The following is a 24,171-nucleotide window of genomic DNA, read 5'->3' as shown; positions in this document are numbered from 1 at the left end:
TCACTCCCCGTTGATGAGCCGTTCGCGGCGGCGATGGACCCGCCCGAACCAGCGCAGCATGAGTTTCAGTACCAGCCCACCTTCGGCGCTGACACGTTCCCATTCCTCCGGCGTGCACATCCCGAACATGCGGGGCAGTTCGAAACTCATCGTCGCGCCCCGGCGGGCGGCGGCTTCGACTCGACCCCATTGGTCGGCGCCGAGCTGGGTGGTAATGACCGGGAAGATCGTCGCCTCCTCATCGCTGATGTGTTCGGTGAGCAGCGCGTGCAGGTGTCCGAGGCCGGTGGTGAGTTCGGCTGCCGAGCCGGGCGCGGAACGGGCGAAGGCGCGGGCGGTGGCGCGCAGCCGGTCCAGAAGCGGGTCGAGCTGGGCGTGGTCGTCTTCGAGTTCACGGAGGTCGACGGTGCTGTCGGCGGTGTCGCGCAGCAGTGGCCACAGCACCGTGTCCTCGATGTCGTGGTGATGGTGGATGCTGTCGCAGAGCAGCAGCAGGTATTCGGTGACGGCTGCGGCACGGGTGGGTGGGCAGGCGGTGCGCTCGGCCGCGATGTCGGCGGTGATGCTGGTGAGGCGGGCGGTGTCGGCGAGCATGGCGCGATGGGCCAAGCGCATACCGAGCAGGTCGGGCACGGTGGTGTGGGTCGGCATACCGGACACAGTGCATGGGGTGGCTTGCACCCTACTTACGAGTGACTGAAGGAGTCGATATCGGGATTGCACTGCGGAGCGGGGGGCGGTCCGTGGCCCCCCGCCGTCCCACGGTGCAGGCCATGCTCGACGTGCCGGTTCTCCGAGCTGCCGGCCGTCTTTCGGCTGAGTGTGCTTCACGCGCACGACTACCGTGCCATCCATGGACGCACAGGCCGCAGATAACCCGTCTCGCCGCCGCGCGTTCAAGATAGCCGCGTGGGTTATCTGTGTGGTGGCGGTTCTGTGGGGGTATCCGAGTGTGGCTCACACCGGAGAACGAGGCGTACGCCTACCTCGACAAGGTCACTGTGGCGCAACTCCTGCCACCGAGCTCGCCCAGCCCTTCGCGGGTGAATCTGGTGCCCGGCGAACGTAATTATGTCTCCGTCCAGGTCGCTGAGGGAAGATGGAGCGATGAATGTGGGCTGGCGATCAACCATGAGATCGAAACCCCTTACTACGAAGACAAATTGACCGCAGCTCAGATCGCCGGCATAAAAGACGGCTCCGTGTACGCGCTCCTGATCGTCGCCGCCTGCGGAAAAGGGTGACGCCGGACGATCACAACGACCGGCGGGTTCGGCGTCGACATCGAAGGCATGGCATCAGGTGCCGATCCAACCGCTCGAGCGTGCGTGAATCCACCGGACGGGGTCTTCGCGGTGTCGGAAACCGCCGTATTCCGTGCCCCGACGGGCATCCCCGGTCCCACCCCGCGACAGTGGGTACGTGCGACACGAGCGAACACACCCAGCACCACCGGCCAGCGACGTAGGCGAGGTGGTTATCGACGCAGTGGCCTCCACTGCCAGGTTGACCGCAGCCCTGCGCGCCGCCGAGTCGGCCCGCCCCGACCGGCTGTTCCACGATCCGTTCGCCGCTCGGTTGGCGGGTGCGGCAGGCGAGGAACTGATCGACCAGCTCGGCATGCGCGACAGTCCGATCATTCCGGTGCGTACCAGATACTTCGACGACGCTGTCGCCGAAGCCGTGGGCTGCGGCATCCGGCAGTTTGTTGTCGTCGCGGCCGGTATGGATACCCGCGCATACCGGCTCGACCTACCCGACGACACTGTGCTATTCGAACTCGATCGGCCGAATCTCTTGCGCCTCAAACACGAATTGCTCGGCGCGGCACTACCGCGCGGCACCCGGCAACCCATCGGCGTCGATCTCGCGACAGACTTCACCATCCCATTGGTGCACGCCGGATTCCGGGCCGACCAGCGTACGTGCTGGCTGGTCGAAGGGCTCACCCCATACCTCACCGAATCCGACGTACGCCGGATGCTCGACCGAATCACGAGCCAGTCCGCCACCGGAAGTCATCTGCTCATCGACTTCGTCGGCACCTCCCTGCTCGAATCCGAGGCGATGAGACCCATGCTCGACAGCCTGGCCGGACGCGGCATGAGGTGGCAGTACGGGACCGAAGAGCCGGAAACCCTGCTCGAGAGCCGGGGCTGGCGAGCCACCGCGACTCGAATCGGAACGGCCGGAACCGATCTGGGGCGCTGGCCGTTCCCGGACGCTCCCCGCGGCACCGCAGGGGTCCCGCAGGGCTATCTCGTCCACGCCACCGTATAGCGGGTAGGCGGCTGTGACCGCATGCTGCGGCTGCGGAAATACCGCCGATCGAACCTCTCCGTGCCGCGTCATCCGAGTGCGCACCGCCGAGTTCTGTCCGACGGAGTGCGTGCAGACCCCTGGTTTCGCTTTCCGCGTCGATCGACCGATATATGAATGCGGTGAGGTTGCTGGGGTATGGCGTGTAGGTCGCCACTTCGGTCGCAGCTTCGGAAAGATGAGGAGTTATCTGCGTACATGGCCCCTCCTCAGAGGTAAACTCCGGTTTGCTCCTTAGTGTCTAGAAGGTGAACACAACGGAGGAATAATGAAAATTACCGATGGCTTGGTGGACGTGATCGCTCGGACGGCCGATGCGACGACGGCGGCGGCCGGGGCGGTGGGCGGCGCTGCTGTGGAAGGCGTGGTCGGCGGTGTCCGTGGGGTGGCAGCCGGCGTGAAGAGCGGGTTGGGCAGCGGCAGCCACTCGACGCCGGCCGCGGTGTTGACGTTGACCGCGATCGGCGCCACGGGCCTGGTGGACTGGCCCGTGCTGTTGGGCGTCGGTGGCGCTGCCCTGGTGGTGCAGCGGCTCGGACAGCGATCGGGCAGGCTACCGGCGCCCACCGCCGAGGATCAGCAAGGACTTGCCGAGCCGTCGCCGGAAGGCGATCGAACGGCACGCGAAGAGGACGAGGGCGCGGTTCCCACGCCCAAGAACGCTGCCCGGGCTCAGCGCACGCCGAGCAAGCGATAGCTCCCGACGTGGACCTGGGTCAGCTCATACGGACTGTCTCGTCAGTGCCGTCGCGCGCCGTGGACGCAGGTGTGCGGTCGGCTGTGGTCGTCGCGGGGGCGGGGGTGGAACTGGTCAGCGTGCCGGTGGCCCCGATGCTCGAGCGTTCGGTGGCCGAGGCCGTCGCCGCCGCGGCGTCGGAATTGCTCGGTGGTGGTCCGGGCCGGAGACGTTGGTGCGGCCGTCGTCGCTGCTGGATCGAGGTGCGCGGCCTGGGCGGTCGGGAGCCGAGCGACGGGCTCGGGCCCGCGGTGCTCGCCGCCGTGCGTTCACATCCTGGTGTGACCTCGGCGACACTGAACTATCCGCTGTCGAGGGTCATCGTCGGGGTGGACGACCCGGCTAGTGTCGACGAGTTGTGTGAAGTGGTGGCCGCTGCCGAACACCGGCATCGGTCCGGCTCGGGTGACCGGCCGGTCGACCTGCCCGCCGACGGTATCGTGCTGGCCGGTAGCGCGGTGTCGGCGGCGGTGAGCGCCGTGGGTCTGGGTGCGGCGCTGGCCGGTCGGGTGGGCGGTTGGCGACGGCTGCCTGCCGGTCTCAACGCGATTGTCGCGCTCGTGGATTACCAGCCGCGGCTGCGTCGCGCGGTCGAGCAGCGCCTCGGCGCCGGCGCCGCGGATACCGCGATCGCGCTCGCCGCCGCTGCCACCTACACCCTCACCCAGCAACCGGCTTCGCTGGGCGTCGAGGTGTTCATCCACCTCGCGAAAGCGGCCGAGGCCCGCGCAGCGGCCGCGGTCTGGCGACGTCGCGAACCACGTCTCGCGCCGCATGCGGAGTGTGTCGCCAATGTCCGGCCCGGCGCGCGGCCGGTGCCGCTGCCGCCAGGGCCGGTCGAACGTTACGGGGATCGCAGCGCAGCGGCGCAGGGCGCCGCCGCACCGGCGATCGGCGTTGTGACCTCTGATCTCGCCGGCGCCGCTACCGCGGTCACAGTCGCCGCGCCGAAAGCGGCCCGCATCGGCCGAGAGTCGTTCGCCGCGACACTCGCGCGCGGCCTGGCCGACCGGCACGGTGTGCTGACTGTGCGACCGCGGGCGTTCCGGCGCCTGGACCGAGTCGATGCCGTGGTGGTCGATCCTCGGGTATTGGGTAGCGAGGAATTGCAGGTCGCGCGCATTCGCGAGGTGCCAGAGCACGAGCGGGCGGCGGTGTGGCAGTGGGCACAGGACCAACTGGACCGCGGAGCGTGGCAGCCCGGGTGGCAGCCGGTCGCGCGGACGGTGTCCGGCAATGGCACGGGCGGCGCGGTGCTGGTGCGGTACGCGCATCACCGGCTGGCGGGCGCGGTGCTGCGCGAAGCGCGGCGCAGTCACGCGGAGGTGGTGTCGGTCGACGTCGACACGCTCGATGACCTGCGTTCGTCGTTCGACGACCTGGACCCGGTGTATGGGTCGGTCGATGAAGCGCTCATCGGCGCGGTGCACCGCTTGCAGCGCCAGGGTCGCACGGTGGCGGTGGTGTCGGGTGCCGCGGCGCAGGCACTGGCTGATGCCGACGTCGCGATCGGTGTCACCGCGGGCGGGCCGCCGCCGTGGCACGCCGACCTGCTCGTGGACGACCTGGACAGCGTGTGGCGGATGGTGCACGCGTTGTCGGCGGCCCGGCGCGCCAGCGAACGCGGCGTCGAAATCGCCACCGGCGCTTCCCTGCTGGGTGCGCTGCTGATGATTCCCGGGGTGCGCGGCCGGGGCTCGGGTCCGGTCAGCGCCGGAGCCGCCGCCGGTGCCTGGACCGGATATCGGCTGGCCCGCGCGGCACTCGCGAGCCCGCTGCCTGCCGCGGTGAGCGGGCACGAGTGGCACGCCATGTCCGTCGAGCAGGTGCGTCGTGCGCTGCCACCGCCGCCCGAGGAAGCAGACAAACGATCGCGGCCGGCGTCCACCGCCCATCCCGCGCGCTCGGTCCTCGAGCCGATGCGTCGGGCGGTGTGGGATTTCGCCCATGCGATGCGCGTGGAACTATCCGACCCGTTGGTTCCGGTGCTGGCGGTGGGATCGGCGGCCAGCGCGGTGCTGGGCTCGCCGGTCGACGCGATCCTGGTCGGGTCGGTGCTGGCCGGGAACGCGGCCTTGGCGGCGGCCCAGCGGATCCGGTCCGAACGGCTGCTGCGGCGATTGCTGGCCACTCAGGACCCACCGGCCCGTACCCTGATCGGCGCTGGTCGCTATGTGATGGTCGATGCCGCCGAGTTGCGCCCCGGTGATGTCATCGAGGTACGGTCCGGTGAAGTGGTGCCCGCCGATGGACGGCTCACCCACGCGCTCGACGTGGAAGTCGACGAGTCGTCCTTGACCGGGGAGTCGCTGCCCGTGTCCAAGCAGACCGACGCCACACCGGCCGCGCCTGTTGCCGAACGCGCCTGCATGCTGTACGCCACCACGACTGTGGTCGCGGGCACCGCGGTCGCGATCGTCACGGATGCCGGCGAGCAGACCCACGCCCGCCGCGCTACCGCCATCGCGCACGACGAGAGCTCCACGGTCGGCCTGCAGAGCCAGCTGAAGGATCTGACCAGCAAGGCCTGGCCGTTCAGCCTGCTCGGCGGCGGATTGGTCACCGCGCTCGGGCTGTTGCGGCACACCGGTCTGCGCCAAGCCGTCAGCAGCGGCGTCGCCGTCGCCGTCGCCGCCGTCCCGGAGGGACTGCCACTGGTCGCGACACTGGCTCAGCAGGCCTCGGCGCGGCGACTGACCCAGGCGGGTGCGCTGGTGCGCAGCCCGCGGTCGGTCGAGGCACTCGGCCGCGTCGACGTGGTGTGCTTCGACAAAACCGGGACGCTCAGTGAGAACCGACTGCGGGTGACCGCGGTGCACGCCGCGACCGGAACTTCCGACGACGATGTGCTCACCCACGCCGTGCGGGCCACACCCCCAGCCAACGGCGAGGCGCATGAGCATGCCACCGACCGCGCGGTCGCCGATGCCGGGCGAGACCTCGACTGCGGCGAGCCGACCGCCTATCTGTCGTTCCGATCGGGTCGTCCGTTCTCGGCGTCCGTGCACGGGACGCGGTTGTATATCAAGGGGGCGCCGGAGGCGGTGCTGGCCGCATGCGCGGATGCCGACGAGGCGGCGCAGCGGCAGGTGGGCAAGATGGCCGCCGCGGGGCTGCGGGTGATCGCCGTCGCCACCCGGCGGCTGTCGGCAACGCAGGCCCGATCGGTTCGTGACGACGCCGACGCCTTCGCCGAGTTGTGCGGTGCCGGGCTGCGGTTTTCCGGGTTGCTGGGTTTGTCGGACACCCCGCGCTCGGACGCGGCCCAGGTGCTGGCCGAGCTGGCCGACCGTGGCATCGGGGTGCGGTTGATCACCGGTGACCACCCGGTGACGGCCACCGCGATCGCCGCCGAAGCGGGCCTGCCCGTCACCGACGATCAGGTCATCAGCGGCCCCGAATGGGAAGCGCTGTCCCGGCATGAACAGCAGCGGGCAGTGCAGAACCGGCGGGTATTCGCCCGAATGTCGCCCGAACACAAGGTCCAGGTCGTCGAAACGATCCAGCGGCTGGGGCACGTGTGCGCGATGGTCGGTGACGGCTCCAACGACGCCGCGGCCATCCGCGCCGCGACCGTCGGTATCGGCGTGGCCGCGCACGGCAGCGACCCCGCCCGCACCGCCGCGGACGTCATGCTGCTCGACGGCCGGATTTGTGCCCTGCTGGACGCGCTCGACGAAGGCAGGCAACTGTGGCGGCGGGTGCAGTCGGCGGTGGCCGTACTGCTCGGCGGCAACGCAGGCGAAGTGGCCTTCGCCATCGCGGGCACCGCGCTCACCGGCCGGGCGCCGCTGAACGCCCGCCAATTGCTGCTGGTCAACATCCTCACCGACGCGCTGCCTGCCGCCGCCCTCGCCGTCAGCCCGCCGAGTGCCGCGCTGTGCTACTCCGGCCGCGGGCCCGAACGGCCCGCGTTGTGGCGGACGGTTGCCGTGCGCGGTGCGACGACCGCCTCCGCCGCCATGGCCGCATGGGTGTTGGCGAGGCTGACGGGCCGGCGGCGGCGCGCGTCGACGGTGGCGCTGGTGGCGCTGGTCGCGACCCAGTTGGGGCAGACACTCATCGACTCGCACAGCCCGCTGGTGGTCGCCACCGCGGCCGGCTCACTGCTGACGCTCGGCGCACTGATCAGCACGCCGGGAGTGAGTCAACTGCTCGGCAGCACACCCCTGGGTCCGATCGGCTGGTTGCAGGCGTTGTCGACGGCCGCCGTCGCGACCGCCGTCGCCGCCGTCGCTCCCCGGATACTCGCCAGGGTCGAGGAACAGCGGGATGATCAGTCGATGATCTCGATGACCCCGAAGCGCCACAGCACCGCGTACAACTCACGCAGCGGCACCGCGAGCACCTGGGTCAACGCACCCGTCAATGAATCGGGGCTCGCACCCGCACCAGCACTCATCACACTGGACACCTTGCGGATGCCAGACGTCGAATACTCGAACACACCATGACAGAAAGCCAAAACATGGCCGAAAAATCACCCACCAGCCACCAAAACGCCGTCGACCGCGTGCTGGCCGCCCAAGGTTTCGCCGTCGACCTGCCGAGACTCGGCCGAGTCCGCATTCCCCGGCCCGAGCAGTTGGCGTACTACGGTGCCCTCGGCGCCCTGGCCGCCGCCGAGATCATCGAATGGCCGGTCGCGGTCGTCCTCGCGACCGGCCACTGGCTGCTGCAAAATCAGCACAACCGCGTCGCCCACCAAATCGGCGAAGCCCTCGAAGAGGCCTAGACCAGGACCTTGCGGCTGAAGCTGCGGCATCTCCGGCGAACGGTCGACGGCACGGCTCGCTCGAGTCGGCGCGCGTGCGGGCGCGAGACCTATGTCGAACTGTGGCGCGTGCGACGAACCATCGGGGTCAGTGCGTACCGGGCCGCATTGTGTCGGCGGTGCTCGCGGCGACGGTGAGTGGGTCCGTCAGCGGTCGGCCCAGCAGTCGCGCGAGGTCAGGGTTGGTGTTGTCGAGAAACCCGTGGCGCACGCCGGTGGCGATCGACGCGAGCATCGGCGGCTGGAACGGCAGGAGGGCGGCGTCGGCGAGTAGGCGGGCGCGGTACTCGTCCAGCCCGATAGTGTGGTGCGCGACTCCGAGACGCTCGGCGATGTCGGTGGCGGTGAACGGGTCCCCCACCAGATCGTAGGTTTTCGCGGTGTGCGCGGTTGGCTTGCTTGCGACGACTGCGGCAACAGCGGCCAGGTCGTCCCGCGCTACCGCGGAGAGCGCACCGTCTCCGAAGGCCGACTCCAGGCCGCGAGGAGTCCAGGTCAGCAGGGCGCCGAAGAGTTCGGCGTAGAGCCCGTTGCGCAGTATTGTCCACGGGATTGCGCTGGCCTTGATCATTCGCTCGGTGGCCCGGTGGGCGAGCGCGAACCCGAGGTGGTCGCCGACGCCGGTCAGGCTGGTGTAGACCACATGGCCGACGCCGTCGCGGACCGCGCCGTCGAGGACCCTCTGGTGGCGGGCGATGACGTGGTCGTCCTCCGCATATCCGGCAGAGACGACGACCAGGGTCGAAATACCGGTGAAATCGACGGTGTCGGGGTTGTCGAAGTCGAGGTGGCGCTGCCCTTCGGTGGGCGTTCGGCTGCCTCCCACGGCGAGGATCCTGCGCTCGGCCAACTTCTTTAGCGTGAGGGAGGCCAGCTGCCCATTCGCGCCCGTGACCATGATCATTGCGGTTGTGTCTCCTACCGTGGTTCTCTTCGGTAACTACGGTAGAGATCCTGAACCGGCTATGTCCGGCTCACAAGGAGGCAGTCTCGTGTCACTGACGCACACCGAGGTAACCACTGGAGCCGCCCAGCTCGACCCGTGCGGCAAGATCGATCACCCCGACTGCGGGATCCGGGATGTCCTCGACCGGGTCGGCGACAAGTGGTCTGTGCTCGTGATCGTCGAACTCGCCAACGGGCCCCGGCGGTTCCGGCAACTCCAGCGTGCGATCGACGGGATCTCCCAGCGCATGCTGACCCTCACTGTGCGCCGGTTGGAACGAGACGGCTTGGTGCTTCGCACCGTGTATCCGACCGTGCCCGCCCAGGTCGACTACCGCCTCACCTCGACCGGCACGAGCCTCACGCACCTGGTCAAAGCACTCGCCGACTGGTCACTCGAACACCGAGCCGGCATCGCCGCCGCCCGACTCGCCTACGACACCGCCCACCCCGCCAACGAGATCCGCTGACGATCGAACGTCACCTCGGGCACCACCCGTGGTCTCGTCGTGTTCAGGCGATCAGCTCGGCGGGCATGGAACGGTAGGCGTGCAGGTTTCGGAGGGGGTGGGGGATCGGCGGGCCGTCCAGGCGCAGATTCGGGTACCGCTCGAAGAGAGTTCGCAGCGCGACGGTGCCCTCCAGCCGGGCCAGCCTGGCTCCGAGGCAGCCGTGTATTCCGCTGCTGAACGCGAGATGTTCCGGGGCGTTTGCCCTGGTCACATCGAATCGTTGGGGCTCGGGGAACACCGAGGGGTCGTTGTTGGCGCCCGCCAACGACAGCAGGACCAGGGAACCCGATTTGATGTGCTGATCATCGATGTCGACGTCACTGTTCGCGACTCGGCCGGTCATCCGCACGGGACCGTCGTAGCGCAGGATTTCCTCGACCGCGTTCGGCCACAGCTCCGGCTGCGCGGCCAGCAGTTCCAGCTGGTCCGGATGGCTGGTCAATAGGACGATTCCGTTGCCGAGCATGTTCACCGTCGTCAAGAATCCGGCGTCCAGTAGCAGGGCCGCGTTGGCCACCTGCTCGCGCCGGGTGAGTTCGCCACCTGTCACCAGCATGCCGAGTACATCGTTGTTCGGTTCTGCGGTGAGCCCGTCGAAGTAGTGGTCGAAGTACTGCTTGACCTCCACCAGGTCTTCCATGGCGTGGCGGTAGGTGGTCCAGGCCAGGCCTCTTTCGAGCAATGGCGCGCCGGTGTCTCCCCATTTCAGCAGGGTCGCGTGCATGTCGGCGGGCAACCCGAGAATCTCGGCGATGATCGTGACCGGCAGTTGTGCGGAGAAGTCGTTGATCAGATCTGGGCGAGACTTCGATTCCAGGCGGTGGAGCAAGTCCTTGGTCACTTCGGTAATTCGCTCCTCCAGCGTGGCGATCGCCTTCGGGCCGAATGCCTGTCGGACCGAGCGCCGGTACCGGGTGTGATCCGGCGGATCGGTCACCAGCATGGAGGGCGGTTCCCCGATATTGGGAAGTCCCAGATCCGTTTTGGTCATCATCCAGCGGACCGGCTTCGGCAGTGCTGGATGGTTGGGGGTGACCACACCGAAGCGCCGGTCTCGGAGGATGAGCCGGCACAGTTCGTAGTCCGCCGTCACATGTACGCCCGACATACTGGGAATCCGCCCCCGCCGCCGGATCTCCTCGATGTACGGCGAGGAGCCGAGCAAGCGATCCTGGCCGACGGCGATTTGCCCGAGCGGGTCGCCCCGATGCGCCGACCACCGGAGATAGGTCCGTAGCAGGCCATGAGTGAGCAGCCACCGAATCCACGCGCGAGTCGACATCGACACCTCCCTCACTCCCGACCCACTGCTCATAATAGAGAGTAGCTACGGCGTAGCGCTGCTATTGATCCTGTCGGCATTTGCCCCCGTGAGCCGGTGGTTGACCGGGCCAGAAAGGCAGTAACGATGGTTGTCACGTTTGGTTGCTGGAGGTGACGGAGCGGCGGTCGGATCGGGCGAAGGGCACGATGGACCGGCGTGGGTTCGTCAAGGGCGCCGCGACGGTGCTGGGTCTGGCGGGTGCGAGTACGGCCGCGTCTACGGCATGGGCCGACAACGTCGATGCCAGCCCGAGGACGTCGATGTACCGCATGCTGGTGCCGGAGATCTTCGCGCCGCTGCCGGATCCAGCCGATCATGTGCCCGCGATCGTCATCGGATCGGGGTTCGGGGCGTCGGTCACCGCGCTGCGCCTGTCGCAGTCCGGGATCGAGGTCGCGGTGCTCGAGCGCGGGTCCCGATGGCCGAATGATCCATGGCGTGACATCTTCGCCACCGACACCATTCCGGATGGCCGCGGCTTCTGGCACCGCACCACCTTCACCGGGGTGAACCGGATCCCGCTGGCGATCGACCCGTTCGGCGGGGTCCTCGATGTCACGAGTTATCCGGGCATCGACGTGTGGCGCGGTGCGTGTGTGGGCGGCGGCTCGGTGGTGTTCACCGGGGTGATGATCGAACCGGAGCAGCGGTTCTTCGAGCAGGTGTTCCGTGGCGTGGTCGACTATCGCGAGATGCATGACGTCTACTACCCCAAAGTCCGGAACATGTTGAGGCCCAGTGTGATACCGGACGACATCTACAACTCTTTCGCGTTCGCGCACTCGCGGGCCTGGGACGAACAGGTCCGTACGGCCGGCTATCCGCCGCAGCGCATCGACGGCACCTGGAATTGGGATGTCGTTCGCGCCGAGCTAGCCGGGCGATCGAGGCCGTCGGCGACGGTCGGCTGCTCGAATCTCGGCAATTCCAACGGCGCGAAGTTCGATCTGAACCAGAACTATCTGCGCTATGCCGAGGACACCGGCCGTGCCCGGATCTATCCCGGGCATCGCGTGGATGCCATCGCCGAGGAACCCGCGGCGTCGGGTCGCTATACCGTTGCCGTGACCAAACTGGCCCCGACCGGTGAGGTGCTCCGCACCCGGACGCTGACCTGCGACATGCTGTTCCTGGCCGCGGGCTCGATCGGCACCACCGAGCTGCTGGTGCGTGCACGGGCAACCGGCGCGCTGGCGAACCTGAACGAGCACATCGGCGAAGGCTGGGGCAGCAACGGCGATGTCGCCCTGGCACGGCCGCTCAGCACGTTCGAGGTGGGCACGCAGGGCACGCCGTCCGCGAGCCGGATCCTGGACGAGGCGGGCGTACCCGTGTCGCTGGAGAGCTGGTTCATCCCCGGCACGACGCCGTTCGACGTCACCCTGCTCGCATCGCTGGGCATCGTGCTGGACGACACCCGTGGCCGGTTCGTCTACGACCCGGCCGACGGGCGCGTGGAGCTGCAATGGCCGGCAGGCGGCGCCGCGGGCTATCTCGAGCGTGCCCGGGAAGTGAACGACAACGCGGCCTGCAACTGTCGGCCCATCTCTCGGCCGGCCGTGGACGCGGACGCCTCGTTCACCTCCCATCCGTTGGGCGGCGCGGTGATCGGACTCGCGACAGACGGATACGGCCGGGTGCGTGGTCATCGAAACCTGTACGTCATGGACGGGGCGGCAGTGCCCGGTAGCACCGGAACGGTGAACCCCTCATTGACCATCAGCGCGCTGGCCGAGCGCAATATCGAACAGATCGTTCGAGAGCTGTGAACGGGACTGCGGCCACGCACCGTGGGCGGTCGCTCGCCGAACGGCTGGCGATCCGGCTGCTGTACCCGACGTTCCGGCCCACCGAGGAATCATTGCGGGCGGCTGTCGCAGGCAAGGTGGTGCTGGTGACCGGGGCCTCGCACGGTATCGGCAAGGCCAGTGCGCGGAAGTTGGCCGCGGCGGGGGCGGTGGTGGCGCTGGTGGCCCGGTCCCGTCCTGAACTGGAACAGCTGGCCGCCGATATCGCCGCCGCCGGCGGCACCGCCCACGCGTACCCGACCGACCTGACCGACATGGCGGCCGTCGACCTGCTCGGCCGGACGCTGCTGGCCGACTACGGGCACATCGACGTCGTGATCAACAACGCGGGAAAGTCGATCCGGCGGCCCATCGCCGAGTCCTACGACCGCTTCCACGATTTCACCCGCACCATCGATATCAACTATCTCGGCCCGGTGCGGCTGCTGCTCGCGCTGTTACCGCCCATGCGTGCACGCAAGCAGGGGCATATCGTGAACGTCTCCACCTGGGGTGTGCTCATGCCGCCGAGCCCGCGCTGGTCGGCCTACCTCGCCTCGAAAGCGGCCTTCGATGTCTGGCTGCGCAGCGTGGCCGTCGAAATCGCCTGCGATGATGTCACCACCACCTCGGTCTATATGCCACTGGTCCACACCAGAATGAGCGCTCCCACCGACTTCAGCCGCATCCCCGGGTTGACCGTCGACGAAGCCTCCGACCTCATCGCGCACGCCGTCACCGCCAAACCCCACGACATCGCCCCCTGGTGGACGGTCCGGGTTCAAGCCTGGTCCGCAGTCCACCGTGACCAAGCCCGGCACTTCCTGGAACGCAGATTCCGCCGCTGATCCACCAGGACCGGGCGTGCGGGCTCGACCTCCAGCCGCTGAGACGCGTCCGGCCCGCCGCAGCCGGGCTGACGCGGCCACCGCGCGATCCTCGAGCACGGCGCGGGCCATGGCTCGGCGGGCGCGCACCGCCATGACAGAATGACGGGCCAGTCATCACAGATCAAAGGAGTTTCTCGGGTGGAACTGCCCGTCGAACTCGTCGAGGCACTCGATCGAGCATGCGCGGGCGTTCCCCAGCGGCAGCTCGCCACCTCGGTCGACCGGCTGATCTCGCGCTACCGGGACCCGCGCCCGGCAGCGACGCCGATCCTCGCTTCGACCGCCGACGTCACCGCCTACGCCGCTTATCGCATGCCCGCGACGTGGGCGGCCGTGCGTAGTGCGCTCGAGCGGTTCGCCGAGCAGGCGCCCGGCTTTCAGCCCACGACAATGCTCGACGTCGGCGGGGGCACCGGCGCGGCGTTGTGGGCAGCGGCCGGACTGTTCCCCTCGTTGGCCGAGGTGACCGTGCTCGATCAGGTGGACGAAGCGCTGCGACTGGGGCGCGGGCTCGCGGCCGGCGCGACCGCCGCGGCGCTGCGCTCCGCCGTGTGGCGGCGGACCTCGTTCGCCGCTCGGGAAGCATTCGGCCCAGCGGACCTCGTCACGATCTCCTATGTGCTGAGCGAGCTTTCCGAGGCCGACCAGGCCGACCTGGTGGCTCGGTCGGCCGAGGGGGCGGACGTGGTGACCGTGATCGAGCCGGGAACTCCGGACGGCCACCGCAGAATCCTCGCCGCTCGTGAGGTCTTGATCGGTGCGGATATGACTGTGGTGGCACCCTGTCCGCATCAGCGCGTGTGTCCGCTGGCCGAGGGAACGGACTGGTGCCATTTCAGCACGCGAATCAACCGGACCTCGCTGCACCGGCGCTTGAAGGGCGGCGAACTCGGTCACGAAGACGAGAAATTCTCCTATGTGGTCGCGTCCAGGACCGCATACGCCCCCGCGCCGGGTCGAATCCTGCGTCATCCGCTCAAACGCAAGGGGCTGGTCACGCTGCAAGTCTGCACGGGCGACGACGGGATGCGGCAAGACCTCGTCTCGAAGCGGCAGGGTGAGGCGTACCGCGGGGCGAGGGATGTGGAATGGGGCGACGTCTGGCCACCATCGCGCCGTGCGGCGGAGTGATCGCCGCTGCCCGCTGTTGCGAGCACTACGTCACGACGAAGACTCCCTTTCCGGGGACGTGGGGGGAGTCCGTCGCGATCAGAACTTCCACCCGGCCCAACCCGGAGGGAATGGACAGCGGCACCCACGAGTCCGCGACGTTCTCATCGGCCGGTGTGCTGTCCTCGACCCGGATCGGGGGCAGAGTGCCGAACACTCCGGTGTCGGAATTTCGCCAGGAAACCGTCACTTCGACGCCGCAGGAGCCGCCGGGCCGGTCGGGTGCGTAGACGAACTCCGGGCGGATCCACAGCGTCGGGGTACCGGAGTAGTTGCGATCGGGGTCGTAGTAGGCGGCGATCATGCCGATGCCCGCGCCGCCGCCGTCGCAGAGCGTTCGTGCCGGGGGAACCCCGAGGGGAAGCGCGGATACCGCCGGGGCGGTCGCACCGAGTGCGCCCATGGCCAGGGACAGGACCGCCACACCATGCCGGACATTCACCACTGCTCCCTTCGTCGGACCCGAAATGTCTGTCAGCTGTGTCGACATGAGTTCGCCGAATGTTAACGGGAGCGGGTGATTGCCGCGAAAACGATGCTCCTCGACCGGGCGCCGTCAACCGGGCCGGGAGAACGTTCCCGGGTCAGCCGGTGGCCGCGGAGCGCAGGTGGGCGCGCTCGGCGATGGCGGCCAATTCCGCGTTGAAGCGGTCGGCGGCTTCGATATTGCCCAGGTGGCCCGTGGGCCAGACGTGGTAGGCGGCCAAGTGACCGGTTCCCGCGAGAGCGTCGGCGATGCGCCGCGACATGCGCTCGGGCAGCAAGCGGTCGTGGGCGCCCGCGATCACCGTGGTGGGCACCGTGAGGGAGGCGGCGGCTTCGGCGAGATCCATGTCGGCGAGGGCGGCGGCGTGCCTGCCGCGGGTGAGCGGTCGGCACGAGCGCACGATGCCCAGTGCGAACTCCACCTCATCCGGGGTCGCATGCGGGGTCATCACGCGTGCCTTGAGCAGCGCGCCGGCCGGCCAGCCGCCCGGCAGCGGGACCGGGGCGGTGAGCAGCGTCTCGGCGATGATCATGGGCATCCGCACAGTGGCGCCGAGCACGGTGACCGGGCGGTCGGCCAGCGTCAACGGCTTGTTCAGCAGCGGAAGCAGATCGGTGTCGTAGCGAATGTTGCCCGACGTAGTGTTCAACAGGACGGCCGCGGCGGCCTGCTTGCGGACCTGCTCCGGATAGCGAGCCGCCCACGCCTGCACGGTGATACCGCCCATGCTGTGGCCGACCAGCACGGCCCGCTGTCCGGGGCGCAGTGTGGCGTTCAGAACGACCGATAGATCGTCGGCCAGTGACTCTTTGCTGGGGACGGACGTGCCGGATTCGCTCGCGCCGTGTCCACGCTGGTCGTAGCAGACCACGCGATACCGGTCGGCGAACGCGTTGATCTGCGGGTTCCAGTACTCGATGCTGCAACTCCAGCCGTGGATCAGGACGATCACATCGCCCTCGGCCGGGCCGTAGGCGTGTACTCGCAGCCGAGCGCCGTCTGTGGTGGTGACCGGAATGACCGCGTGGCGGGCGGTCGGCGCGTTCAACGACGCGGTCCGGAAGGTGCGCGACCGCAGTCCGGCACGGTAATCGGCGGTGAGCGCACCGTTGCACGCGTCCACCAGCGTCCTCATCGACTTCGCCAGCATCAGGCACTCCTTTGTGTCCACCGTCACCGTACAGTGCAAGCTGCGCTGCTTGCTAGTGTTAGCGCCGTACGACGGCATCCCTGGTGTATATCGGGGAGTACCCCCGGATTCGATACGGTAAAGATCATTTCGAAAGAAAAAAATCACGCGCGCTTCATTTCGGTCGCAGCGGCGTAGCGGCGGAGGTCGCCGCCCGGTTACGGTTGACCCGTGGACATCGCGCATCCTGCCTCCGGCCCTCTGGCGGACCCGGGAACCGAGCCGAAGACCGGGTGGCGCGGGGCGGCAATTCCGCTGCTGGTGGCGGGTGCCGGCGTGGGCGTCGGCGTGCTGCTGCACCTGCGCGACCCGCACGTCGAGGGCTCCTACGGCATCTGCCCGGTCTACGCGCTGACCGGCTGGTACTGCCCCGGCTGCGGCGGAATGCGCGCCGTGCACAATCTCACCGACGGGCATGTCCTGGATGCCCTGCACAGCAACTTGCTCGCGCTTCCGCTGGTTCTCGCGTTCGCGGTGTGGGTGCTGGACTGGACGGTTCGAGCGTGGCGCGGCCAGAAGATGCGGCTGCCGTCGATCAGCCGGACCACCATGTGGACATTCTTCGCGGTGCTGGCGATCTACACGGTCGTCCGCAACACACCCTGGGGAACCCTGTTCACACCGGTGTAACACGCGGGTGTGCGGGCAGCCCTCAGGTATGAACGATTCGCTGAAGATCCGGGTCCAACAGAAATTGCTGCGCCAGCTCATCGAGGACCCGCGGGACACCGAGCACGACGACCCCCGGCAGATCGCCCTGGAGACCGACCTGGACGCGCTGGCCAACGTGCCGGAGGACGATCCGCTGGTCGAGGAACTCGCCGCGCGTTATCTGGTGTTCTGATCAGGCCATCGATGCGCCGCCGTAGGGCGGCAGCTGTGGTAATCGTTCGGCGAGCAGCCAGCTGTCCCACAGCGGGCGCAACGACACCAGGCTGTAGTGCCCGGCCAGGTCGGTGAATTCCTCGGTGGTCACCGACGCGTGGCGGTAGCGAATGGTCCATTCCCGCAACAGGTCGAAGAAGGTCGAGTCGCCGAGTTCCAGGCGCAGAGCGTGCAGGGTGAGCGCACCCCGTTTGTAGACGCGATCGTCGAACATGCGCTGCGGTCCCGGATCGCCGATGACGATGTCCTGGGGCTCGCGGGCCAGGTTGTGCCGCGCGGCGCGGGCCAGCTGATCGGCGGTGGGTCCGCCCGCGGCCTCCGACCAGATCCATTCCGCGTAACAGGCGAAGCCTTCGTGCAGCCAGATGTCGCGCCACTGCCGGATGGTCAGGCTGTTGCCGAACCACTGGTGCGCCAGCTCGTGCGCGACCAGCCGTTCCGCGCCACGGCGTCCGTCGCAGTGGTTGGCGCCGAAGATGGAGATACCCTGCGCCTCGATCGGGATCTCCAGTTCGTCGTCGGTGACGACGACGGTGTAGTCCGCGAACGGGTAGGGGCCGAATTTCTCGCTGAAGACCTCGAGCATCCTCGGCTGCCGAGCGAAATCGTGATCGAAGTTGGCGCGCAACCGCGGCGGCAGGATCGCGTGCATCGGCACCAGGGAGTGCGAAGAACCGATGCGGTGCTTGCGGTAGTGACCGATCTGGATGGTGGCCAGGTAGCTCGACATCGGCTCGGCTTGTTCGTACACCCACGTGGTCTGACTGGACTTGGTCTGCTTGCGCAGCAGGGTTCCGTTGGCCACCGCGTAGTAGGGCGAATCGGTGGTGATCGAAATCCGGTAGCTGGCTTTGGAACTCGGATGGTCGTCACAGGGGAACCAGGACGCCGCGCCGTTGGGCTGGCTGGCCACGATCGCGCCTTCGGTCAGCTCTTCCCACCCGACCTCGCCCCACGGCCCGCGCACCGGTTTCGGGCTACCGCCGTACTGCACCACCAGCGCGAGCACGCCGCCCGCCGGAATCCGCTGTTGCGGCGTGACGACCAACTTGCCGTGCTGGTGGCCGAATTTCGCGGCCTTGATCCCGTTGACGGAAACCTTCGACACGCTCAGCGCCTGGCCGAGGTCGAGCGCGAACCGGGTGCGCGGCTCGGTGGCCACCGCGGTGATCGCGGCGCGCCCGGTGAGCCGGTTGGCCGACACCCGGTAGGCCAATTCCAGCTCGTACCGGGAGACCCGATACCCCCGGTTGCCGTTCTGCGGGAGGTACTCGTCGATGGGGGCTTCGTAGAACTTGCCCGCCATCAGCGCACCCCGGGGTCGCCCGTGAACCAGGGCGCGATCGGGTTGCCCCACCAGCGCGTCGAGGCGGGCACGGCGTCACCGCGCATGACCAGGGACGCCGGGCCGATGGTCGCGCCGGCGCCGAGCGTCGAGGCGGGCAGCGCCACGCAGTGCGGACCGAGGGTGGCGCCCGCACCGAGGGTGACGGTGTCCATGGCCATGATCCGGTCGTGGAACAGGTGGGTCTGCACCACACAGCCGCGTTCCACGGTCGCGCCGTCGCCGAGAGTCACCAGGTCCGCCTCCGGTAGCCAGTAGGACTCGCACCATACCCCGCGCCCGATGTCGGCGCCGAGGCCGCGAAGCCAGAGGTTCAGTACGGGCGTACCGGTCGCCGCGCGCGCGAACCACGGCGCGGCAACCGTCTCCACGAAGGTGTCGGAGACCTCGTTGCGCCACACGAACGAACTCCACAGCGGATGCTCCTCGGCGCCGATCCGCCCCACGAGCAACCATTTGGCCGCTACCGAACTCGTCCCCGCGACCGCGCCCGCCCCCAGCAGCACCAGCCCGCTGAGCAGCCCGGCGGCCAGGTAGCCGAAAGTCTGCGCGAGCCACGCGAGGGTGCCCAGCACGCCGAGCCCGATCGCGAAGGTCACCAGAACCGGAATCAAGCGGCAGGTCTCCACGACACCGCGGGCGACGCGCAGGCGGGCGGGCGGATCGAAAGTGCGCGCCGTGTCGGCGTTCTCCGCGGCGCGGCGCAGCCGGACCGGCGGGCTGCCCAGCCAGGACGAGCCCGGTTTCGCCTTGGACGGCGCTGCCGACAGCACCGCGACCAGCCCGTTCTTCGGGACCCGTCGTCCGGGGGCGGTCATGCCGGAGTTGCCGAGAAAGGCGCGCTTGCCGACCTTGGCCGCACCGATGTGCAGCCAGCCGCCGCCGAGTTCGTAACCGGCGATCATGGTGTCGTCGGCGAGGAACGCGCCGTCGGCGACGGTGGTGAACTTCGGCAGCAGCAGCACCGTGGACGCCTCGACGCTCTTGCCCACCTTCGCGCCGAGCAAGCGCAGCCACAGCGGGGTGAGCAGGCTGGCGTACAGGGGGAACAGGAAGGTGCGCGCGGAATCCAGCAGACGCTCCGTGGCCCATGCCTGCCAGCCGACCCGGCTGCGCACCGGGTGGTAGCCCTCGGTCAGGCCGATGCTCAGCAGCCGGACCGCGACGATGGTCGTCGCGGCGTAGACGCCGAGGCTGAGCAGGGTCGCGAAGGGCAGTACCGCGAACGCGCGCGCGACGCCGCCCGCGAGTGTGCGGGTGTCGCGAATACCCCAAGCGAGGAACGCGCCACCGGCGCCGATGCCGAGAATCGGCATGGCGGCCAACGCGATCGATGTGATGCCGAAGACGCCGACCCAGCGCCGGGCTCGATCAGGCGTGTGCGCGGGCCAGCGGTGCTGGGCCTTGCCCACCTTCACCGCGGGCGAACCGGCCCACTCCTGTTCCGCCTTCACCTTGCCCGCTACCGCGGAGCCCGGCGCCACCTCGGCGTTCTTACCGATTTTCGTGCCCGGCAGCAAGATCGAGCGCGAGCCGACCACCGCGCCGGGGCCGACGGTGATCGGGCCGAGGTGCACCACGTCACCGTCGATCCAGTAGCCGGACAGGTCGACCTCCGGCTCGACGCTGCAACCGTCGCCGAGTTCGAGCATGCCCGTCACCGGCGGCAGGCTGTGCAGGTCGACACCCTTGCCGATCTTCGCGCCGAGCGCGCGGGCGAACGGCACCATCCACGGGGCGCCGGACAGGTTCTCCGCGCCGCTGGCCTCGGAGAGGCGGACGGCCGCCCACAACCGCAGATGCACCGAGCCGCCACGTGGATAGCGCCCGGGCCGGACGCCGCGCAGCAGCAGCCGCGCCCCGGACACGCAGATCGCCATCCGGCCGAGCGGCGAGATGAACAGCACGAACGCGACGAGCGTCCACCACCAGGACAGTTGCGGCAGCCAGGGCAGCGAGCCGGACCAAGCCGCGATATTGCCGACGATCGCCAGCCAGGTGAGCCACTGCAATCCCGTGAGGGTGGTCAGCGGGACGGTGGCCAGCAGTTGCGCGGCTTGCGCGAGCGGTGGCGTCGGGCGCACCGTTCGGTCGGCGACGGCCACAGCGGGCGTGGTCCGCTCCAGCAGTTCGGCGAGCGCGCCGAGGCGGGGATGGTCGTAGACGTCCGCGACGGCGATCTGCGGATACCGTTCGCGCAGGGCGGTGACCAGCTGCGCCGCCGCGAGCGAGCCGCCGCCCAGGTCGAAGAAGTCCGCGTCGAGATCGCCGACCTCCGCGCCGAGGATGGCATCCCACAGTCCGGCTATCCACAGGGCCGTGCCGGTCAGCTCGTTGTCGTCGTCGTCCTCGGCGGCGGTGGGCAGCGGCCAGGGCAGCGCGTCGCGGTCGACCTTGCCGGAGGTGCGGGTGGGCAGTTCGTCGACCACGGCGAGCCGGGGCACCAGCGGCGCCGGAAGCTGTCCGGCGAGGATGGCGCGCGCGGCCTTGGCATCGAAGTCCGGTCCGGGCCCGGTCAGATACCCGACCAGAAGCTTGTTGCCCGCCTTGGTGGTCCGGATGGCCGCCGCGGCGCCGGTGACTCCCGGCAGGTGTTGCAGAGCGTTATCGATCTCGCCGAGTTCGATGCGCCGCCCGCCCAGCTTGATCTGATCGTCGGCGCGGCCGAGGAACACCAGACCGGTGCTGTCGTTGCGCACCAGGTCGCCGCTGCGGTAGGCGCGTTCCCAGCCGACGGAGGCCAGCGGCGCGTACTTCTCGGCGTCCTTGACCGGGTCGAGATAGCGGGCGAGTCCGACGCCGCCGATCACCAATTCGCCGGATTCCCCTTCGGCCACCGGGTTGCCCGCCGCATCGACGACGACCAGATCCCAGCCGTTGAGCGGCAACCCGATTCGGATCGGCCACTGGCCGTCCAATCGCGCGGCGCAGGCGACGACGGTGGCTTCGGTGGGTCCGTAGGTGTTCCACACCTCACGCGCGACGTCACCGTTGCCGGCGAGACGCTCGGCGAGTTCCGGTGGCACGGCCTCGCCGCCGAAGATGAGCAGGCGCACCGCCTCCAGCGCCTCGACCGGCCAGGTCGCCGCCAGCGTCGGGACGGTCGAGACCACGGTGATCTGCCGCCGCACCAGCCAGGGACCGAGATCCGCCCCGGTGCGCACCAACTCGCGCGGGGCGGGCACCAGGCAGGCGCCGTTGCGCCAAGCGAGCCACATCTCCTCGCAGGACGCGTCGAAGGCGACCGACAGACCGGCGAGCACCCGGTCACCGGGACCGATCGGAGCGTCCCGGAGGAACAGATCCGCTTCGGCATCGACGAAGGCGGCCGCGTTGCGGTGGGTGACCGCAACGCCTTTCGGCGTTCCGGTGGAGCCGGAGGTGAAGATGATCCAGGCGTCGTCGCCGGGAGTGGGCAGGGTGGACCAGATCTGTTCGCGCTGCCGCTCCGCCGCGCGGATGCCCGCGGCGGTGGTCTCGATGCCCTCCGCGGTCACGATCGCGGTGACCTGCGCCTCCCCGAAGACCAGGTGGGCGCGCTCGTCCGGATCGTCGGCGTCGACCGGCACGTAAGCGGCGCCGGCGTACAGGACGGCGAGGATGGTCACGTAGAGCTCGCAGGTGCCCGACGGGATGCGCACGCCGACCCGGTCGCCCGGTCGCACACCAGCGGTGGCGAGACGCGCCATGGTCTTCTCGATCTCGACGACCAGCTCCAGATAGGACAGCGCCACTCGGCCGTCATCGATGGCGGGTGCGTCGGGATGGGCGAGCGCTGTCGCGGTCAGGATGTCGACCAGCGTCCTGGCCTCCGGTGCGCGGTCACCGCGCGACAACGGGCCCGCGGTCGCGTCGACGTCTGTCTCGAGCATGGTGCTCTGCGCACCTCCCATCGACCTGCCTCACACTTTCCTGTTGTTGTGCCATAGCTGGGTTACCAAAGGGCAAACGCCGCGATGGCCAGTTGTCCACGGTACCCGGGGTTGTCGTCGTCCGTTGTTCACCTGACCGGGTGACGGAGCGACCGGCCCCGCGCGCGTTGTTGCAGGTGGAATCGATATATGCCGTGCCGGCACGGCATTCGCAGGTCGGCGGCGCACAGCGTTATTCGCTGGAAGATCGCTGATCCGCGGATGTGATTCCGCTCATCGGTCGGTGCGGACTCCGCGACCGGCGGCTCGCGCGTTGTCGTGGGGGTGCTTGTAAAGGTGCACGCGTGGTGGTTATCTCCACGCGGTGCTCATGGGGACTCGGGGTCGAGCGTGGTTGACAGCGCCGGGGCGCTTCTGCCACTCTCGGGTCAGGTCATGAGTGCCAGCGCGAAGCCCCGGCTTGCTGGCCGGCAACCCTCCTCCGCGGTGGGGTGCTCCGGGTGACGACCCGGCCGCCGCCCGACCGGGCGCGGCAAGCGCGGACTCGACGAATCATTCGATTGCGAGTCCCTGAGCCGACGGGATTCACGTGATGACTACCACTGTCGACAACACCTGCGCCGCCCTTGCCCGGGTCTCCGGCGACGAACTGCGCGTGCCGCTGGTGCAGGGCGGAACGGCCACCTACGCCAACTTCGACTACGCGGCGAGCGCACCGGCATTGGCGCGGGTTACCGACCGGGTGCAGCAGTTGCTCCCGTTCTACGCGAGTGTGCACCGCGGCGCGGGCTACGCGTCCCGGATTTCCACGGAGTGCTACGAGGCCGCTCGCGGGTCGGTCTCCCGGTTCCTCGACGCCGCCGACGACCACGTGGTGGTGTTCACCCGCAACACCACCGACTCGCTGAACCTGCTCGCGTCCTGCGTCCCCGGCGACACTGTGGTGCTCGACATCGAGCACCACGCCAACTTCCTGCCTTGGACCAGGCAGGGCAGGCGCGTCGTGCGTTCCGCCGACACGGTCGAGGAGACCATCGGCAGGCTGGTCGCCGAACTGTGCAGCAAGCCCGCCGCGTTGCTCGCGGTGACCGGCGCGTCGAACGTCACCGGCGAGGTGCTTCCGCTGGAGCGGCTGGCCACCGTCGCGCACCAGTGCGGCGCCCGGATCCTGGTCGACGCGGCCCAGTTGGCGCCGCATCGACGAATCAGCCTGCGCACCAGCGGAATCGACTACCTCGCCCTCTCCGGTCACAAGCTCTACGCGCCGTTCGGGGCGGGTGTGCTGGTGGGCAGGCGAGATTGGCTCGACCTGGCCCGGCCCTACCTGGCGGGCGGTGGCGCGGTGCGTGAGGTGAGTGCCGACGGGGCCGAGTGGGCGCAGGCTCCGCAGCGGCACGAAGCCGGGTCGCCGAACGTGCTCGGAGCCGCCGCGCTGGCCGCCGCCTGTGACGCACTCTGTGCCATCGACGCCGAAACCCTTGCCGCGCACGAACATCGGCTCGCCGACCGCCTCCGGGACGGCTTGGCCGCGATTCCCGGTGTCCGGCTCTTGCGCATCTGGTCCGACAGTCCCGACTCCGTCGGCATCGTCGCCTTCACCGTGGACGATTTCGCCCCCGGCCAGGTCGCCGCCTATCTCTCCGCCGAACACGGCATCGGCGTGCGCGACGGACGCTTCTGCGCCCACCCCCTGCTCACCCGCCTCGGCTTGGACGGCGCACTGCGCGCGAGCATCGGCTTGGGCACCACCGCAGGCGATGTGGACCGCCTGGTCGATGCGATCGCCGGCCTCGTGGCGACGGGCCCCACCTGGGACTATGCCGCCGAGAACGGCGTATGGAACCCCATTCCGGAAACCCGCCCCTTCACCTCCACCGCCCCCACCGGCGCGGCCCCTTGCCTAGTGGGCTGACACCACGCTTATCCCTCGGTTTCA

The 24,171-nt window shown here is 69.0% G+C and carries 19 protein-coding genes, 1 pseudogene and 1 riboswitch; of the genes and pseudogenes, 12 read left to right on the top strand and 8 right to left on the bottom strand.

All coding sequences use genetic code 11. The features are described from left to right. Positions 1-651 (bottom strand): hemerythrin domain-containing protein, encoded by a 651-nt coding sequence (locus tag ACT89H_RS24235; protein WP_445110949.1) that lies wholly within the window; start codon positions 649-651, stop codon positions 1-3. Between the two features lie 299 nt (positions 652-950). Here ACT89H_RS24235 and ACT89H_RS24230 point away from each other — a divergent pair, with 299 nt between their 5' ends. From ACT89H_RS24230 to ACT89H_RS24215, 4 genes and pseudogenes are all read left to right on the top strand, one after another. Further along, on the top strand, positions 951-1,244 hold the full coding sequence (locus ACT89H_RS24230; RefSeq protein ID WP_445110948.1) for a hypothetical protein: 294 nt from the start codon (positions 951-953) through the stop codon (positions 1,242-1,244). A 262-nt stretch (positions 1,245-1,506) separates the two neighbouring features. After that, entirely contained in the window at positions 1,507-2,280 is a 774-nt protein-coding gene (locus tag ACT89H_RS24225) for a class I SAM-dependent methyltransferase (RefSeq protein WP_445110947.1), read from the top strand. Positions 2,281-2,587: 307 nt separating this feature from the next. Then, positions 2,588-3,016 carry a hypothetical protein gene (locus ACT89H_RS24220; RefSeq protein ID WP_445110946.1) on the top strand — a complete coding sequence of 143 codons (429 nt, stop codon included), beginning with the start codon at positions 2,588-2,590 and terminating at the stop codon, positions 3,014-3,016. 134 nt (positions 3,017-3,150) lie between these two features. Next, a pseudogene (locus ACT89H_RS24215) lies at positions 3,151-7,305 on the top strand (cation-translocating P-type ATPase); the annotation flags it as partial. A gap of 26 nt (positions 7,306-7,331) precedes the next feature. On the opposite strand, the gene ACT89H_RS24210 reads toward ACT89H_RS24215, so the two are convergent. Further along, positions 7,332-7,457, bottom strand: a complete 126-nt coding sequence (locus tag ACT89H_RS24210) for an Rv1535 domain-containing protein (RefSeq protein ID WP_445111052.1) — start codon at positions 7,455-7,457, stop codon at positions 7,332-7,334. 66 nt (positions 7,458-7,523) lie between these two features. Here ACT89H_RS24210 and ACT89H_RS24205 point away from each other — a divergent pair, with 66 nt between their 5' ends. Beyond that, positions 7,524-7,790 (top strand): hypothetical protein, encoded by a 267-nt coding sequence (locus tag ACT89H_RS24205; RefSeq protein ID WP_445111051.1) that lies wholly within the window; start codon positions 7,524-7,526, stop codon positions 7,788-7,790. A 127-nt stretch (positions 7,791-7,917) separates the two neighbouring features. On the opposite strand, the gene ACT89H_RS24200 is transcribed toward ACT89H_RS24205, so the two are convergent. Beyond that, complete coding sequence (locus ACT89H_RS24200; RefSeq protein WP_445110945.1) at positions 7,918-8,733, bottom strand: NAD(P)H-binding protein; 816 nt, start codon at positions 8,731-8,733, stop codon at positions 7,918-7,920. Positions 8,734-8,821: 88 nt separating this feature from the next. On the opposite strand from ACT89H_RS24200, the gene ACT89H_RS24195 reads away from it, so the two are divergent. Then, positions 8,822-9,244 carry a winged helix-turn-helix transcriptional regulator gene (locus tag ACT89H_RS24195; protein WP_445110944.1) on the top strand — a complete coding sequence of 141 codons (423 nt, stop codon included), beginning with the start codon at positions 8,822-8,824 and terminating at the stop codon, positions 9,242-9,244. Between the two features lie 43 nt (positions 9,245-9,287). On the opposite strand, the gene ACT89H_RS24190 is transcribed toward ACT89H_RS24195, so the two are convergent. Then, the gene (locus ACT89H_RS24190) at positions 9,288-10,568 is read right to left on the bottom strand and encodes a cytochrome P450 (RefSeq protein ID WP_445110943.1); all 1,281 of its coding nucleotides are present in this window, start codon (positions 10,566-10,568) and stop codon (positions 9,288-9,290) included. A gap of 188 nt (positions 10,569-10,756) precedes the next feature. Between ACT89H_RS24190 and ACT89H_RS24185 the strand changes: the two genes are divergently transcribed. The 3 genes from ACT89H_RS24185 (at position 10,757) to ACT89H_RS24175 (ending at position 14,418) form a co-directional block, all read left to right on the top strand. After that, on the top strand, positions 10,757-12,379 hold the full coding sequence (locus ACT89H_RS24185) for a GMC oxidoreductase (RefSeq protein WP_445111050.1): 1,623 nt from the start codon (positions 10,757-10,759) through the stop codon (positions 12,377-12,379). Continuing rightward, entirely contained in the window at positions 12,376-13,245 is an 870-nt protein-coding gene (locus ACT89H_RS24180) for an SDR family NAD(P)-dependent oxidoreductase (protein WP_445110942.1), read from the top strand. The genes ACT89H_RS24185 and ACT89H_RS24180 overlap by 4 nt, the downstream gene beginning before the upstream one ends. A gap of 180 nt (positions 13,246-13,425) precedes the next feature. Next, positions 13,426-14,418 carry a small ribosomal subunit Rsm22 family protein gene (locus ACT89H_RS24175; RefSeq protein ID WP_445110941.1) on the top strand — a complete coding sequence of 331 codons (993 nt, stop codon included), beginning with the start codon at positions 13,426-13,428 and terminating at the stop codon, positions 14,416-14,418. A gap of 25 nt (positions 14,419-14,443) precedes the next feature. Here ACT89H_RS24175 and ACT89H_RS24170 read toward each other — a convergent pair whose 3' ends face one another. Both ACT89H_RS24170 and ACT89H_RS24165 read right to left on the bottom strand, forming a co-directional pair. Then, on the bottom strand, positions 14,444-14,899 hold the full coding sequence (locus tag ACT89H_RS24170) for a hypothetical protein (protein ID WP_445110940.1): 456 nt from the start codon (positions 14,897-14,899) through the stop codon (positions 14,444-14,446). Between the two features lie 142 nt (positions 14,900-15,041). Continuing rightward, complete coding sequence (locus ACT89H_RS24165; RefSeq protein ID WP_445110939.1) at positions 15,042-16,094, bottom strand: alpha/beta fold hydrolase; 1,053 nt, start codon at positions 16,092-16,094, stop codon at positions 15,042-15,044. Positions 16,095-16,304: 210 nt separating this feature from the next. Here ACT89H_RS24165 and ACT89H_RS24160 point away from each other — a divergent pair, with 210 nt between their 5' ends. Next, positions 16,305-16,763, top strand: a complete 459-nt coding sequence (locus ACT89H_RS24160) for a DUF2752 domain-containing protein (protein WP_445110938.1) — start codon at positions 16,305-16,307, stop codon at positions 16,761-16,763. A gap of 28 nt (positions 16,764-16,791) precedes the next feature. Then, positions 16,792-16,977, top strand: coding sequence for a hypothetical protein (locus tag ACT89H_RS24155; RefSeq protein ID WP_445110937.1), 186 nt, complete (start codon positions 16,792-16,794; stop codon positions 16,975-16,977). Here ACT89H_RS24155 and ACT89H_RS24150 read toward each other — a convergent pair whose 3' ends face one another. After that, positions 16,978-18,324 (bottom strand): M1 family metallopeptidase, encoded by a 1,347-nt coding sequence (locus ACT89H_RS24150; RefSeq protein WP_445110936.1) that lies wholly within the window; start codon positions 18,322-18,324, stop codon positions 16,978-16,980. It abuts the gene before it with no gap. Next, the gene (locus tag ACT89H_RS24145; protein WP_445110935.1) at positions 18,324-22,235 is read right to left on the bottom strand and encodes a Pls/PosA family non-ribosomal peptide synthetase; all 3,912 of its coding nucleotides are present in this window, start codon (positions 22,233-22,235) and stop codon (positions 18,324-18,326) included. The genes ACT89H_RS24150 and ACT89H_RS24145 overlap by 1 nt, the downstream gene beginning before the upstream one ends. 431 nt (positions 22,236-22,666) lie before the next feature. Then, positions 22,667-22,780, top strand: a riboswitch (SAM riboswitch). A 47-nt stretch (positions 22,781-22,827) separates the two neighbouring features. Between ACT89H_RS24145 and ACT89H_RS24140 the strand changes: the two genes are divergently transcribed. Further along, positions 22,828-24,147, top strand: a complete 1,320-nt coding sequence (locus ACT89H_RS24140; protein ID WP_445110934.1) for an aminotransferase class V-fold PLP-dependent enzyme — start codon at positions 22,828-22,830, stop codon at positions 24,145-24,147. Positions 24,148-24,171 lie beyond the last annotated feature (24 nt).

The organism is Nocardia aegles (assembly GCF_052545135.1).
This window is presented reverse-complemented; position numbering and strand designations above follow the sequence as displayed.

What these genes read in the sequence shown, in the direction of transcription:
- ACT89H_RS24205 (WP_445111051.1), top strand. Translation starts at nt 7,524, where the DNA reads ATGGCCGAAAAATCACCCACCAGCCACCAAAACGCCGTCGACCGCGTG.
- ACT89H_RS24140 (WP_445110934.1), top strand. Translation starts at nt 22,828, where the DNA reads ATGACTACCACTGTCGACAACACCTGCGCCGCCCTTGCCCGGGTCTCC.
- ACT89H_RS24145 (WP_445110935.1), bottom strand. Translation starts at nt 22,235, where the DNA reads ATGCTCGAGACAGACGTCGACGCGACCGCGGGCCCGTTGTCGCGCGGT.
- ACT89H_RS24155 (WP_445110937.1), top strand. Translation starts at nt 16,792, where the DNA reads ATGAACGATTCGCTGAAGATCCGGGTCCAACAGAAATTGCTGCGCCAG.
- ACT89H_RS24210 (WP_445111052.1), bottom strand. Translation starts at nt 7,457, where the DNA reads ATGAGTGCTGGTGCGGGTGCGAGCCCCGATTCATTGACGGGTGCGTTG.
- ACT89H_RS24200 (WP_445110945.1), bottom strand. Translation starts at nt 8,733, where the DNA reads ATGATCATGGTCACGGGCGCGAATGGGCAGCTGGCCTCCCTCACGCTA.
- ACT89H_RS24150 (WP_445110936.1), bottom strand. Translation starts at nt 18,324, where the DNA reads ATGGCGGGCAAGTTCTACGAAGCCCCCATCGACGAGTACCTCCCGCAG.
- ACT89H_RS24165 (WP_445110939.1), bottom strand. Translation starts at nt 16,094, where the DNA reads ATGCTGGCGAAGTCGATGAGGACGCTGGTGGACGCGTGCAACGGTGCG.
- ACT89H_RS24220 (WP_445110946.1), top strand. Translation starts at nt 2,588, where the DNA reads ATGAAAATTACCGATGGCTTGGTGGACGTGATCGCTCGGACGGCCGAT.
- ACT89H_RS24185 (WP_445111050.1), top strand. Translation starts at nt 10,757, where the DNA reads ATGGACCGGCGTGGGTTCGTCAAGGGCGCCGCGACGGTGCTGGGTCTG.
- ACT89H_RS24235 (WP_445110949.1), bottom strand. Translation starts at nt 651, where the DNA reads ATGCCGACCCACACCACCGTGCCCGACCTGCTCGGTATGCGCTTGGCC.
- ACT89H_RS24190 (WP_445110943.1), bottom strand. Translation starts at nt 10,568, where the DNA reads ATGTCGACTCGCGCGTGGATTCGGTGGCTGCTCACTCATGGCCTGCTA.